The sequence below is a fragment of the Limosilactobacillus coleohominis 101-4-CHN genome (assembly GCF_000161935.1).
Taxonomy (GTDB): domain Bacteria; phylum Bacillota; class Bacilli; order Lactobacillales; family Lactobacillaceae; genus Limosilactobacillus; species Limosilactobacillus coleohominis_A.
This window is the reverse complement of the sequence record NZ_GG698802.1, coordinates 100,609-114,761: the sequence shown is the minus strand read 5'-3', so window position 1 is coordinate 114,761 and position 14,153 is coordinate 100,609. Positions and strand designations below refer to the sequence as shown.

General features: G+C 40.6%; 12 protein-coding genes. 5 read left to right on the top strand and 7 right to left on the bottom strand.

The genetic code is table 11. From position 1 onward, the window contains the following. Positions 1–116: 116 nt before the first annotated feature. The 5 genes from lepA to hrcA form a co-directional block, all read right to left on the bottom strand. Positions 117–1,952, bottom strand: coding sequence for a translation elongation factor 4 (lepA, locus tag HMPREF0501_RS00650; RefSeq protein ID WP_006915850.1), 1,836 nt, complete (start codon positions 1,950–1,952; stop codon positions 117–119). Between the two features lie 113 nt (positions 1,953–2,065). Further along, positions 2,066–3,217, bottom strand: coding sequence for a molecular chaperone DnaJ (dnaJ, locus tag HMPREF0501_RS00645; RefSeq protein WP_006915849.1), 1,152 nt, complete (start codon positions 3,215–3,217; stop codon positions 2,066–2,068). Between the two features lie 95 nt (positions 3,218–3,312). Then, positions 3,313–5,178 carry a molecular chaperone DnaK gene (gene dnaK, locus HMPREF0501_RS00640; RefSeq protein WP_006915848.1) on the bottom strand — a complete coding sequence of 622 codons (1,866 nt, stop codon included), beginning with the start codon at positions 5,176–5,178 and terminating at the stop codon, positions 3,313–3,315. 31 nt (positions 5,179–5,209) lie between these two features. Next, positions 5,210–5,782, bottom strand: coding sequence for a nucleotide exchange factor GrpE (grpE, locus tag HMPREF0501_RS00635; protein WP_006915847.1), 573 nt, complete (start codon positions 5,780–5,782; stop codon positions 5,210–5,212). A gap of 10 nt (positions 5,783–5,792) precedes the next feature. After that, positions 5,793–6,842, bottom strand: a complete 1,050-nt coding sequence (gene hrcA, locus HMPREF0501_RS00630; RefSeq protein ID WP_006915846.1) for a heat-inducible transcriptional repressor HrcA — start codon at positions 6,840–6,842, stop codon at positions 5,793–5,795. A 111-nt stretch (positions 6,843–6,953) separates the two neighbouring features. Between hrcA and HMPREF0501_RS00625 the strand changes: the two genes are divergently transcribed. From HMPREF0501_RS00625 to HMPREF0501_RS00605, 5 genes are all read left to right on the top strand, one after another. Further along, positions 6,954–7,322, top strand: coding sequence for a hypothetical protein (locus HMPREF0501_RS00625; RefSeq protein WP_006915845.1), 369 nt, complete (start codon positions 6,954–6,956; stop codon positions 7,320–7,322). Positions 7,323–7,349: 27 nt separating this feature from the next. Then, positions 7,350–8,036, top strand: coding sequence for a response regulator transcription factor (locus HMPREF0501_RS00620; protein WP_006915844.1), 687 nt, complete (start codon positions 7,350–7,352; stop codon positions 8,034–8,036). Then, entirely contained in the window at positions 8,026–8,985 is a 960-nt protein-coding gene (locus tag HMPREF0501_RS00615) for a sensor histidine kinase (protein WP_006915842.1), read from the top strand. Before HMPREF0501_RS00620 ends, HMPREF0501_RS00615 begins: the two co-directional genes overlap by 11 nt. A 154-nt stretch (positions 8,986–9,139) precedes the next feature. Further along, positions 9,140–9,895: an ABC transporter ATP-binding protein gene (locus tag HMPREF0501_RS00610; RefSeq protein WP_006915840.1), complete on the top strand. Its 756-nt coding sequence runs from the start codon at positions 9,140–9,142 to the stop codon at positions 9,893–9,895. A 2-nt stretch (positions 9,896–9,897) separates the two neighbouring features. Next, positions 9,898–11,820, top strand: coding sequence for an FtsX-like permease family protein (locus HMPREF0501_RS00605; protein ID WP_006915839.1), 1,923 nt, complete (start codon positions 9,898–9,900; stop codon positions 11,818–11,820). Between the two features lie 55 nt (positions 11,821–11,875). Here the strand turns inward: HMPREF0501_RS00605 and HMPREF0501_RS00600 are convergent, their stop codons facing one another. Both HMPREF0501_RS00600 and HMPREF0501_RS00595 read right to left on the bottom strand, forming a co-directional pair. Further along, the gene (locus HMPREF0501_RS00600) at positions 11,876–13,342 is read right to left on the bottom strand and encodes a UDP-N-acetylmuramoyl-L-alanyl-D-glutamate--2,6-diaminopimelate ligase (protein WP_006915838.1); all 1,467 of its coding nucleotides are present in this window, start codon (positions 13,340–13,342) and stop codon (positions 11,876–11,878) included. A 24-nt stretch (positions 13,343–13,366) separates the two neighbouring features. Further along, on the bottom strand, positions 13,367–14,137 hold the full coding sequence (locus HMPREF0501_RS00595; RefSeq protein WP_006915837.1) for an aspartate kinase, monofunctional class: 771 nt from the start codon (positions 14,135–14,137) through the stop codon (positions 13,367–13,369). Positions 14,138–14,153: the final 16 nt, after the last annotated feature.

Here is a 14,153-nt window from a genome sequence, read left to right as displayed (position 1 = left end):
AACTTTGGCTTGATTCTAACTCTGTTTTAATTTTCGTGGTAAATTTGTGGGAAAAATCAATTAAAATTGGTCTAATATAAATTTCTATAAATTAAAGAATGCGGGTATATCAACGTTTACTTATCGTCAACTTCTTCATCCGTCTTCAAAACGGCCATGAAGGCTTCTTGTGGAATATCCACTTTACCAACAGCCTTCATCCGCTTTTTACCACGTTTTTGCTTATCCAATAGCTTGGCACGCCGATCCGGATCACCAGTGTGAATCCGTGCGGTAACATCCTTCCGGTAGGCTTTAATGTTGGTCCGTGCAATAATCTTGGACCCAATGGCAGCCTGAATTGGAATTTCAAAGTTTTGCCGCGGAATAATCTTCTTCAGCTTAGATGCAATCTCCCGACCACGTTCCGCTGCAAAGTCACGGTGCGTAATGAAACTCAGCGCATCCACTTTATCACCGTTCAAGAGAATATCGATCTTAACCAAGTCGGAAACTCGATAATCATCAATCTCATAATCAAGTGAAGCATAACCCCGGGTGCTAGATTTAAGTTTATCAAAGAAATCAAAGATAATTTCTGCTAACGGAATATGGTAGATCACGTTCACCCGCGTATCGCTCAAGTATTCCATCGTATCAAATTGTCCCCGCTTGCGTTGACACAATTCCATCACCGCACCAACATAATCATTTGGCACCATAATGGATGCCTTTACAAATGGTTCTTTAATATCCTTGATTTCCGTTACATCTGGCATATCCGCTGGATTTTCGACTTCCTTCATCGAACCATCATGCATATCCACATGGTAAGTTACCGACGGCGCCGTGGTAATCAGGTCAAGATCAAATTCCCGCTCCAATCGTTCTTGAATAACGTCCATGTGCAACAAGCCAAGGAAACCACATCGGAATCCAAAGCCTAACGCTTGTGATGATTCTGGTTCAAAAGTTAAGGCGGCATCGTTCAATTGTAATTTTTCAAGTGCATCCCGCAAATCGTTAAACTTAGCATTATCAGTTGGGTATAAACCAGCATAAACCATTGGTGTCATTTGACGATAACCAGATAATGGTTTCTCAGTTGGGTGAGTAGCACTCGTTACCGTATCACCAACTCGCGTATCTTTAATATCTTTGATGGCTGCAGTAATGTAGCCAACATCGCCGGCCATTAAAACATCTCGTTCCAGTGGCTTAGGTGAGTTAATTCCAACTTCAGCCACTTCGTATTCAGTACCGCTATTCATCAAGCGAATGCGGTCACCCTTCTTTACCGTTCCCTCAAACACGCGAACGCTGAGAACAACCCCACGATAATCATCATACTTAGAATCAAAGATTAAGGCCTTCAGGGGAGCCGTCAGATCACCAGTCGGTGCAGGAACATCTTTAACAATCTTCTCAAGTACTTCGTCAACGCCAAGCCCAGTCTTAGCACTAATATCCACAGCATCCTCTGTATCTAAACCGATCTCGTCCTCAATTTGTTGTTTAGTACCTTCGGCGTCCGCTGATGGTAGATCGATCTTATTAATTACTGGTAAAATCGCTAGGTCATTATCAAGTGCCAAATAAACATTCGCCAGCGTCTGTGCTTCAACCCCTTGGGTGGCATCAACAACCAGAACCGCACCTTCACAAGCCGCAAGTGAACGCGAAACTTCGTATGAAAAGTCCACGTGACCAGGAGTATCAATTAAATGGAAAATATAGTCCTGACCATCCTTAGCATGGTAGGTTAACGCCACCGCGTTCAGCTTAATTGTAATCCCACGTTCGCGTTCTAGCGGCATGTCGTCCAGGATTTGGTTCTTCATTTCCCGCTTAGAGATTGAATCCGTCATTTCCAAAATACGGTCAGCTAACGTTGATTTCCCATGATCAATGTGGGCAACAATGGAGAAATTCCGAATTCGCTTTTGCCGTTCCTTCATTTCATCTAAGTTCATTTTGTCACTACTCGCTTTCTACATGCATACTATTGATAATTATAACAAAAATCCCGTTGAACACAAAGAAAGCCCGAGCTTTTCACCACTCGGGCCTTCTTAATCTGAATTCACTATTTTTCATCAAAGGCATCTTTGAGTTTATCAAAGAAACCGTTTTTCACACCCTTCACATCTTCGCCAGAAGCAGCAGCAAATGCCATCATTGCTTCTCGTTGACGCTTATTCAAATTCTTCGGCGTCTTAACGTGAATCCGGACGTGTTCATCACCATTGCCTTTACCATTCAGGTGTGGAACCCCCTGACCACGTAATCTAAAGTTAGTTTCTGATTGCGTTCCAGCTGGAATCTTCAGGTCAACATTGCCATGAACCGTCTTCACTTTGATCTTGTCACCCAAGGCTGCTTGTGAGAACGAAATATCGCGGTCAACAAAAATGTTCGAACCGTCACGTTTGAATTCTCGACTTGGCGTGACCCGGAAAACAATGTATAAGTCACCATATGGTCCACCATTAGTTCCCGCTTCACCTTGACCTTGCAAGCGCATTTGTTGACCATCATCAACTCCTGCAGGAACCTTAACTTTCAGTGCATGTCGTTCAGCAACGTGGCCAGTTCCATGACACTTGGTACATTGATCTTCAGGCTTGATTTCCTTACCTGTACCGTGACAAACCGGACAAGTTTCTTGGGACTGCATCATTCCCATCATAGTTTGCCGTTGCCGAAGAATGTAGCCCCGACCCTGACACTCATGACATGTAACTGGGGACTTACCAGGCTTAGCTCCGGAACCATGACAAACATCACATTCTGCTTCCCGATGATACTTAATTTCGGTTTCTTTACCATTAATTGCATCCATAAATTCAAGAGTCATGGTATATTGGAGATCACGTCCTTGCTGAGGCGCAGTTGGGTCACGCCGTGAACGACCACCACCGAAAATGTCACCAAAGATATCACTAAAGTCGCTAAAGCCTTGCGCACCGCCGAAGCCTTGACCACCAAAGCCACCAAAACCTTGACCACCAGCGGCATTGGGACCAGCAGATCCAAATTGGTCATATTGTGCCCGCTTTTGCGGATCCGTTAATACTTCATGAGCTTCATTGATCTTCTTGAACTTTTCTTCAGCTCCCGGTGCATGGTTAACATCCGGGTGGTACTTTGCAGCTAATTTACGGTATGCACGATTGATCTCTTGTTCTGAGGCATCTTTTTTTACCCCTAAAATATCGTAATAACTTTCTTCAGCCATCAATCTTCCCTCATTCTTTAATAATTGTGGTTAGTATACCATAAGTAAAAGCCAAAGTCCGGTCACCCGGCCTTTGGCTTTTTCATGGCCGACAATTACTTCTTGTCGTCAGGATCAACTTCTTGGAAGTCGCCATCAACGGTGTTGCCATCGTTGCCTTTCTTATCGTCATTATTTGAAGCACCGCCAGTTGGGTTACCTTGCGCACCACCATTTTGTTGTTGTGCTTGTTGGTAAAGCTTAACGGTTAAGTCTTGAACGATCTTATTCAAATCATCCTTCTTGGACTTCATTTCTTCAATGTTATTATCGTCCTTTGCCTTTTGCAAAGCAGCCTTGGCATCTTCAGCCTTCTTGATTTCGTCTTCAGAAACCTTACCCTTAAGTTCCTTCAACGTCTTATCAGTTTGGAAGAGCAATTGGTCAGTTTCATTCCGCACATCTGCTTCTTCCTTCTTCTTCTTATCGGCATCAGCATGTTCTTCGGCATCCTTCTTCATCCGTTCGATTTCTTCGTCCGAAAGGCCTGAACTGGACTTGATCGTAATGTTTTGCTTCTTGTGGGTTCCTTGATCTTCAGCAGAAACATTTACAATCCCGTTCTTATCAATATCAAAGGTAACCTTGATTTGAGGAACCCCACGTGGTGCAGGCGGAATGTCCGTAAGTTGGAAGTTACCAAGCGTCTTGTTATCGGCAGCCATTGGACGTTCACCTTGGAGCACGTGAATATCAACAGCTGGTTGGTTATCTGCTGCAGTTGAGAAGACTTGACTCTTGGAAGTTGGAATCGTCGTGTTCCGATCAATCAACTTCGTGAAGACGCCACCCATGGTTTCAATCCCTAAGGAGAGTGGGGTAACATCCAAAAGAACAACGTCCTTAACGTCACCAGTTAAAACCCCACCTTGGATAGCAGCACCTAAAGCAACGGCTTCATCAGGGTTAATTGAGTGGTTTGGTTCCTTACCAGTTAATTCCTTAACCATTTCTTGGACCGCAGGAATCCGGGTAGAACCACCATTTAAGATAACTTGATCAATATCACTAAATGATAATCCTGCATCCTTCAAAGCATTCATAACTGGTTGCTTAGTCTTTTCAACTAAGTCATTAGTTAATTGATTGAATTGTGCTCGGGTCAGAGTCTTTTCCAAGTGCAGTGGACCATTTTCACCAGAAGTGATGAATGGTAAACTAATTTGGGCTTCTTGAACACCAGAAAGATCCTTCTTAGCCTTTTCAGCAGCATCCTTCAACCGTTGTAATGCCATCTTGTCTTGTGAAAGGTCAATTCCATGTTCTTGTTTGAAACCATCGATTAACCAATCCATGATCTTTTGGTCAAAGTCGTCACCACCAAGGTGCGTATCACCATTTGTGGAGAGAACTTGGAAGACCCCATCACCTAATTCAAGAATGGAAACGTCAAATGTCCCACCACCAAGATCATAAACTAGAATCTTTTCATCTTTGTCTTCTTTATCAAGACCATAAGCTAGTGATGAAGCAGTTGGTTCGTTAATAATCCGCTTAACATCTAATCCGGCAATCTTACCAGCATCCTTCGTCGCTTGCCGTTGGGCGTCATTGAAGTAAGCTGGAACAGTAATGACAGCCTTATCAACTGTATCACCAATGTAGTCTTCAGCGTATTTCTTCAAATATTGAAGAATCATTGCTGAAATTTCTTGTGGAGTATACTTTTTACCTTCAATATCAACCGTGTAGTCTTTTTCACCCATGTGACTCTTAATTGACTTCACAGTATTAGGATTTGTAATTGCTTGCCGCTTAGCTACTTCACCAACTTGGGTTTCACCATTCTTAAATGAAACAACTGAAGGAGTAGTCCGACCGCCTTCAGGGTTAGTAATAATCTTTGGTTGATTACCTTCCATAACGGCAACCGCGGAGTTGGTAGTCCCTAAGTCGATACCAATAATCTTGTTACTTGCCATAATTATCCCTCTTTTTATTAATTAATTTCCATTATTGAGCTACAACAACCATTGCTGGGCGTAAAACCCGGTCCTTCAGAACATAACCAGCCTGGAGAACTTGAACAACGGTGTCGGCTTTTTGATCACCACTTGCTGCGACCGTTTGGACCGCCTGCTGAGTGTTCGGATCAAACTGCTTACCTAACGCATCAACTTCCTTAATGTTATGATCAGCCAACGCTTTTTCCAAATGATCATGGACCATTTGGATACCTTTCTTCAGTTGCTGACCATTTTCATCAGAAACATCAATGGCTAATGCACGTTTTAAATTGTCGAGCACTGGTAAAATACTGGTTGCTAAATCTTGCCCATCGTACTTTGCCATTTGACTACGTTCTTTTTCAAAACGTTTAGTCATATTCTGGATTTCCGCTTCAGCTCGTAAAAATTGATTATCCTTTTCTTCAAGCTGTTTTTTAAGATCTGTAACCTGTTTCTTTAATTCATCAGTCGCTGAAGGAGCTTGCTCCTTTTTTACTGATGAAGCTTTTTGAGTTTGTTCAGTAGTTTTCTTTTCTTTCGCTGAACTACGCTCGTTTGCCTTTTCTTGCTTGGCCATTTAATCCCTCCTAAGAGCCATAATAATGATGATAATAGTTAAGCAACCGCTTGGCTAGTTCCTTGCGAAAGGCATCTACAATCCCAATCGTCCGTGAATATGGCATGGCGGTTGGCCCCAATACAGCAATCATTCCTTCACCATATTGATCAACATTATACTTAGCAGTAATTAACGAGTAGTTATTTAAAACATCACTATTCGCAATCTCATTACCAATTTTGATAGTAATCCCAGATCCCTCACTATCCGAATCAATAATTCGCGAAATCCGGTCATTTGTGTCTAACAGTTCATACAACGCCTTCATTTCACTAGGACTTTGCTTACCAGCAATTCCCATTAAATTAAGTTGACCACCAACAAAGAAGCGTTCACGTTCCGCTTGGGAAATAATGTTGTCGAAGATATCCAAAAAGCCTTCCGGACTCTCTAAATAGTGATGAACCTGAATCGGCAAGTCCGTCTGCAGTCGTCGAACAACTTCAACTAAAGTCTTGCCGGTCAGTTGATCATTAATCATCCGGACAACCGCTTCTAGTGCATCGGTATCCATATCACGTGGAATACGGAAAGTTTGGTTTTCAACATCACCAGTATCGGTCACCAAGATTCCCATTACTTTTTGGTTACCCAACGGCACCAAACGGAACCCACTCAAACGGGCATCCTTTTGTTCCGGCTTAATTGTAAATGCGGTTAATGAAGTCAACTGTGATAAAATATCAGCAGAGTGCGAAATGATCTCGTCAAGCTTAGCAAAGTTCGTACCTAGTGAATTCTGAATAACAACTAAATCGTTATCAGAAACACTATCTGGATCAAGTAAATGGTCGACATAGTACCGATAACCCTTTTTTGAAGGAATCCGGCCCGAAGAAGAATGTTCTTTCGTAACCATTCCTTCATGCTCCAAATAAGCCATTTCATTACGAATCGTTGCTGAACTGACTTTCATTGGCAATTGGTCAACGAGCACCTTGGAGCCAACGGGCTGACCGGTGTTCGTGTACTGTCGAACAATTGCTTTTAAGATTGCTTCTTGACGCTGTGTTAGCATTTTGATCACTTCCTTTTAGCACTCTTCATGGCTAAGTGCTAAACACACTTTATAATATACCAACCATCTTTCTAAAAGTCAAGAATAGTCAAACATTTTCTAGGAGAAGTAATGTCAGAACGTCATAACTATATTCAACCCAAAAATACCCATGAAGCAATGGTATTAATTCAAAAATTATTTAATGAGTATCGTCACGCCCCATTAACTGATGTTTTGCTAAACTACCATAATGATTTAATTCACCGGTTGCGCTCCGATATTCATGATGCTGCAGTTCAGGAAGGCAACCGTGAGCAACTCCACAGCTTAGAGCAAATGATTCACGCGATGGAAACCTGGACAAGAATTCGACTTAGTAACCAACCCTTTAATGGTAAAATGAAAAACTTTCAGTTGGTGGTCAGTCAACACCCGCACTTTAAACGCCGTGTTCATAAAATTAAAGGTTCGAGCAGTTACCGTGCTAGCCGCCATTAATTTGTAAATTCGTACAGGGAGAATACCATGACAACTATTTTTATCGTTGAAGATCATCAGCCACTAATTCAACAAATCCAAAACGCATTGCAAAGATGGCAATACCAAGTGCAAACTGTTCATAATTGGCAAAACGTCGCCAATGAAATTCATAACACTAAACCGAATCTAATTCTTTTTGATCTGACTTTACCAACTTTTGATGGTTATTACTGGATTCACGAGGTCCGTAAACAAACCAACGCTCCAATCATTGTCATTTCGGCTGGGGATATCGACCAAAATATTATGCGTTCGATTACAACAGGTGCTGATGACTATATTATGAAGCCTTTTTCAATGGCAGTCTTATTAGCAAAAATTCAAGCGCAATTACGCCGATTCAAAGATAAAAATGTCCTCAATAGTAACTTAACTTGGGAAGATAACCAATTTAATCCACTCACTAATGTGTTAAGTAATCCGGCAGGACAGATTAAATTATCACCGACCGAAGGAGCAATGATGACAGTTCTCATTAACCATCTAGGACAGACTGTTAGTAAAGAGCAATTGCTGGAGTGGCTCTGGCAAGGTGGTAAATTCTTAAATCAAAACACGTTAAGTGTCAATATCAGCCGCCTTCGGGCCAAGTTAACAACCATTGATTTGGCTGATACATTACGAACTGACCGCGGCCTCGGCTATCGTTTGGTGAAGACCAATGAAGAATAATTACTTCATTAGGCAAATTATGCCAACCGTAATTGTTTATCTCATTGTAATCAGCTTAGCCTTTCTATTAAGTTTGCTATACCACCTCAAATTTAGCTTAGCTATTGACTTGGTACGATTTTCTTGCCCATTCTTAATCATTTATCTAATCAATAGTTTTAAATATACTCGACACCGAGTACATCTTCTCCAACAGAGCCAGCCGTTTTCGCCGAAGACACCAGTTGAATATCAACTAACGGTTAACTACCAAACACTAAGCAAAACAACCCAACTTCAAATTCATCAATTACGTCACGATGAGCAAGAACAATTAGACCATCTTGAACTCTACGCCCATGAAATGAAAAATTCACTTGCAGCCTTACAATCGCAAGCGGCAGATCACAATCAACTAGATCGTGCCTTTGTTTTATCAGCAGTCCATGAAACAAACTATTACTTAGATTTAATCTTAAATGAAGATCGGCTATCAATGGGAAACAACGATTTTAAATTTGAATGGATTAATTTATTTAAGTTGGTCAATGAGATCTTGAAACAGGACGCTAGTATCTTTATCAGTCACCAATTAACTCCAGAAACTCGTAACCTGGAGAACGTCCAAGTGTTAACTGACCGGAAATGGTTACGTTTCTGTCTCAGGCAACTCTTTTCGAACGCCATCAAATACTCCACTCCTGGTCAAAAAATTGAAATCGTGTGGCAAAGAAATGCCATTCTGATTAAAGATTTTGGATCAGGCATTACCAAACATGATTTACCCCGGATCTATGAAAATGGTTTTACCGGAGAAAATGGGCATCAAACCAGTCACTCGACTGGCATGGGACTCTATCTAGTAAAAGCAGTTACCCAAAAATTAAATTTTTCCGTTCAGATTACCTCCGAGCCGGATCAGGGAACCACTGCACAACTTATCTTTTCTCCTAATTACATTAATGTCTAGATTAAAAAATGGGCATCTCAATTAAAGTAAAATTGCTTTAATTGAGATGCCCTTTTCTTACAAAACTGTAAGGTTAATTAATAGACTGTAAGTATGAATTATAAAACTTTCTTTCTATAATTAAGGTAATCAAATGAATGAAAGGACAACCGTTATGACACTCTTACAACTCCATCATGTTCAACGAACTTATCAACCAAATTCTACCCATCCGGTTCAGGCACTCAAAGATATTAGCTTTGACGTTCAACTAGGTGAGTATATCGCAATTATGGGAGAATCTGGAGCCGGAAAAAGTACCTTACTTAATATCATTGCGACTTTAGAAAAGGCCTCCGGTGGTGAAGTAATTTTAAATAAGCAAAACTTAAGTCACTTCACGGCTGATGAAGCTGCACGTTTTCGCAGAGAACACCTTGCCTTTGTCTTCCAACATTTTAATTTATTAGACAGTTTATCTAATCGCGATAATATATACCTCCCCTTAGTATTAGCATCTCAGCCATTAAAACTAATGCAAGAACGGATTGTCCCGTTAATTCAATCATTACATATTGAGAAAATTATCGATCGTTATCCAAATGATATCTCAGGTGGTCAGCAACAACGAATTGCCATTGCAAGAGCATTAATTACTCATCCTAATTTGATTTTAGCTGATGAGCCTACCGGCGCGCTTGATTCTAATACTAGTCAAGAAATTCTAGCATTATTTGATCATATCAATAAAAAAGGTCAAACCATTCTTATGGTCACGCATAGTGCCGCCGCAGCAAGTCATGCTAAACGAACGATTTTTATTAAAGACGGGCGGATCTACCACGAACTCTACCGTGGTAATGATTCTTATTCTGCCTATCAGCAAAAAATTAGCAATACTATGATGGTTATGACAAATGGTGGTGAATAAACATGTTGTTCGTAAAATTAATTAATTCTAGCATGAGGCGCAATCGGCAAATCTACTCACCATATCTAACGGCCTCCAGTATGCTCGTATCCATTAACTATATCTTTTTAGCTATTGCTGCTAACAATAGTTTAAAACATCTAAATACTGGTGCGGCCACCACCGCACTACTAAAACTAGGAACTGAATTTATTCTTTTTGTCACAATTGCATTTTTAATCTACGTTAACCGCTTCTTATGGCAACAACGGCATCAAGAAATGGGACTCTACAGTATGCTCGGTATGACAAAGAGTAATCTGCAACGATTAATCATAATTGAAAAAGGCTCCTTATTAGCAGCTAGTTTATTAATTGGACTCATCATCGGTATTATTTTTGAAAAACTAGCCTTTCTGGGGTTGAGTTACCTACTGCAAATTGACCATCTTACTCAGCCCTGGGTGGTACCAAGCGCCATTTGGCAAACAATGCTTATTTTTTGTGGTGATTTCGCCATTTTAGTACTAATTGACTTAATCAAAGTTAAACACTTCACACCAACAGAATTGTGGCAAGAAACTACTGATCCAAATAAGCACCCAGGGCGAATGTTTAAAATCGGTGGTTTGATGGTTTTTTTATGCTTGGGTTATGCTTATTATTTAACCGTCACAATCAAACCCAAGATTTCTGCAATTTCAACTTTCATGCTCGCTGTACTATTTTTAGTAATTGGTTCCTATCTCGTCTTTATTGCTGGTAGTATTATCCTCCTCCGTTACTTACAAAATCGACGGCATTTTTACTATCAGCCACGTCACTTTATTGCAATTTCAGGGATGTTACAACGTATGCAGCAAAATGGTGCTAGTCTAGCAACCATTTGTCTCCTATGTTCATCAATACTAGTAATTCTTTTTACCTCAGTAACGCTCTACGCTGGCATTAGTAGTACGGTCAAATCCTATGCTCCTCGAGATATTGTGATGACTACCACCCAACCACTCAATCACCAACAACAATCAATCATCAAGAAAACTGCTCAACATCACCACGCAGAAATTAAAAAACCATTATCATTTCAAATGACAACCCCGCAATATGGCTATTGGAAAAATCGTCACTTTTACAGTCAAGGGAACATTGATCGCATGACTTCACAAACCACAAGTTCTGTAATTTTCATTAATACCAAAACTTATAACAAAATCACAGGGCATCACATTCAGCTCAATAATCGCCAAGCTTTGACCTATGCTTCAACAACAAAGCATCAAGGAAAAATTAAGCTGTATGGGCAATCATATCAAGCTAAACAATTAAGGCTTTTCCCATCATACTTCAATCCAGACCGTTCAATTTATTTACCAACATTTATTGTGGTTAATAAGCTTCCCACAAAATTACCAGAAACCACGGTAGCTAGTTTTAATTATAAAATCGCTCAATCAAAAATGGATCACCTAAAATTTGAAGCAGCATTACAAAACCAACTCCACTTGCAAAATAGTAATTTCACTGGACAACAGACCATCAAATCGTTAATTACGAGTCTCTATGGCGGCTTAGTATTTATTGGAATCCTAATTAGTCTTGCTTTAGCAATCACCACCACCGTTGTAATCTATTTCAAACAAATTTCTGAAGGCTATGCTGATCATGACCGCTTCAGAACAATGCAACAAGTGGGGCTAACCGAACACGAAACTGTGAAAAGTATTCATAGTCAAGTGTTAATGGTTTTTTTATTGCCTGTCATTGGTGCCCTAATCAATTTTGCTTTTGCGATTCCGGCTATTCACCAAATTATGATCCAATTAAATTTCTATAATTCTTCCTTGATGATGGTTATTGGTATCATAATTTCCGTTATTCTACTAAGCTTTTATTTAATTATATATGGGTTAACAACTCGGATCTATCGATCGATTGTTGAACAATAACTCTTCAAAAAAGGGTCGTGAGCAAATGCTCACGACCCTTTTGCCATCAATAATATTAATGTGAATGCCGATTTTTTAAAGCTTTTTCGGCTTCTTCATAATCATCAAAATGATGTTTAGTTTTACCAATAATTTGGTAATCCTCATGTCCTTTACCCGCAATGATAATAGCATCACCCGGTTTAGCACGGTTTACCGCATACTGAATAGCTTCACGACGGTTAAAAATAACCGTTGCTTGGTCAGAATCAATTCCAGCTAACATATCATCCATAATCTTGTGTGGATCTTCGGTTCGTGGATTATCCTCAGTCAGGATGGCATGGGTACTATTATCAACCGCAATTTTGGCCATCTGTGGGCGCTTCTGTGCATCTCGGTCACCACCACATCCAACAATACAATACGTATCCTGTTCCGCAAAATCATTGAGTGTTTCTAAGACATTCAATAGTCCATCAGGAGTATGGGCATAATCGACAATTACACTCACCCCAGTATTCGATGGCACTAATTGGAATCGCCCCTTGACTCCCTTTACACGACTTAATGAATCAACAATTTCAGCAACACTTGCGCCAGCTGCATAAGCGGCTCCTACAGCTGCCAAACTATTATAAACATTAAATTCACCAATTAAGTGAGTCTTAACATGTTTTACTTCATCAAAAACATGTAAATCAAATTCGGTCCCATGAATTGTGATCTTAATATGATCAGCATAGATATCCGCTTGGTGCTTGATTCCATACGTTAAAATATTGCTAGTTGTGTAATCAATAAATTCCCGACCCACCGGATCATCAATATTCATCACTGCAGTTTTACCAGAAAACGTGTTGCCCATTTGAGCAAAAAGCAAGCTTTTAGCTAACTTGTATTGACTCATCGTCTTATGGTATGCCAAATGATCTTCTGTAAAGTTAGTGAACACACAGATATCGTAATTAATTCCCCAGACACGCCCTTGAACTAAGGCAATTGACGAAACCTCCATTGAAACAGTTTTAACATTAGCATCACGCATTTCCGCCAAAGTTTTCTGGTTTGTAAGAACGTCAGGAGTCGTATTGGTCGTTGGATAGACTTGATCGTTGACTTTGCGATACAGGGTCCCAATTAATCCGGTCCCTTCACCTAAGTCATGAAAGACTTCTTCAATTAAATGTGTCACCGTCGTCTTACCGTTAGTCCCGGTTACCCCAATCATCTTCATTGATTGACTGGGTGATCCATAAAATTTATCTGCTAAAAAGGCCATTGCCCGATGCGTATCCTTAACGTAAACCACCGGAACAGTTGTCTCAACCGGCTCTTGAGCAATGATCATTTGGGCACCTTTGGCAATTGCCTGCGGAATAAATTGATGACCGTCAACATTGGCTCCAACAATGGCAATAAACACGGCTCCAGGAACAACTTGACGTGTATCTTGGGTTACCGTGGTAACCTTAAAGTCGGTAAATTCACTTTGAGATAATCGTTTATATTTAAGTGCTTGAATTAAATCACTTGCTAACACAGCTGCTCTTCCTTCCTCAATGGGTTATTTAATTAATCTAGAGCTGCCAATAATTGTACAACCCTGTTCAGTAACTCGGTAGGTCGACCGAACGCGGAATGGAATCTCCGCGTTCATCGCAATTTTGACTGCTCGTGGATGAACAACCTTTGCCCCATTTTCCGCCATTCTAACCATTTCAGTGTACGTTAAAAAGGGAATTACCTGTGCACTAGGATCTTGCTTTGGATCTCTGTTCATTACCCCGTTGACATCCGTAAAAATATCAACAAAGCACGCATTCAAGGCCGCCCCAATAGCCGTTGCTGATGTGTCTGAACCACCACGACCTAACGTGGTAACATGCCCATCAGTCGTGACTCCTTGAAAACCAGCCACAATTACAACATCCACCGTTTGAAAAGCTGTAAGAATGGCCTTTGGGTCAACATGATCAACTAGCGCACTTTGGTAATCATAATTAGTTATGACCCCTGCTTGCGCTCCGGTTAAGCCAGCAACTTTCATTTTTCTTTGACGGGCCTGATTAACCATGACCGACATCGAGATCAATTCACCAGTTGCCATTAGCTGGTCCAACTCTTGAGCAGTTAGTTGGGTTTGATGATTTTCACTAACTAAATTCAATAGCGAATCAGTCGCATATGGGTCACCCTTACGACCCATTGCCGAAACAACCATCACAACTTGATATCCTTGATCAACGGCAGCCTGAACATGGTCCAGTGCTAAATCTCGCGCAGAATGGTTTTGCACTGAGGTTCCACCAAACTTTTGCACAATAATTTTTCCCATTTTCCGTCCTCAATTT

Excerpts from the sequence above, each read along its gene's own strand:
- dnaK (WP_006915848.1), bottom strand. The coding sequence starts at position 5,178 with ATGGCAAGTAACAAGATTATTGGTATCGACTTAGGGACTACCAACTCC.
- HMPREF0501_RS00625 (WP_006915845.1), top strand. The coding sequence starts at position 6,954 with ATGTCAGAACGTCATAACTATATTCAACCCAAAAATACCCATGAAGCA.
- HMPREF0501_RS00595 (WP_006915837.1), bottom strand. The coding sequence starts at position 14,137 with ATGGGAAAAATTATTGTGCAAAAGTTTGGTGGAACCTCAGTGCAAAAC.
- dnaJ (WP_006915849.1), bottom strand. The coding sequence starts at position 3,217 with ATGGCTGAAGAAAGTTATTACGATATTTTAGGGGTAAAAAAAGATGCC.
- lepA (WP_006915850.1), bottom strand. The coding sequence starts at position 1,952 with ATGAACTTAGATGAAATGAAGGAACGGCAAAAGCGAATTCGGAATTTC.
- HMPREF0501_RS00610 (WP_006915840.1), top strand. The coding sequence starts at position 9,140 with ATGACACTCTTACAACTCCATCATGTTCAACGAACTTATCAACCAAAT.
- HMPREF0501_RS00605 (WP_006915839.1), top strand. The coding sequence starts at position 9,898 with ATGTTGTTCGTAAAATTAATTAATTCTAGCATGAGGCGCAATCGGCAA.
- hrcA (WP_006915846.1), bottom strand. The coding sequence starts at position 6,842 with ATGCTAACACAGCGTCAAGAAGCAATCTTAAAAGCAATTGTTCGACAG.
- HMPREF0501_RS00615 (WP_006915842.1), top strand. The coding sequence starts at position 8,026 with ATGAAGAATAATTACTTCATTAGGCAAATTATGCCAACCGTAATTGTT.
- HMPREF0501_RS00620 (WP_006915844.1), top strand. The coding sequence starts at position 7,350 with ATGACAACTATTTTTATCGTTGAAGATCATCAGCCACTAATTCAACAA.
- grpE (WP_006915847.1), bottom strand. The coding sequence starts at position 5,782 with ATGGCCAAGCAAGAAAAGGCAAACGAGCGTAGTTCAGCGAAAGAAAAG.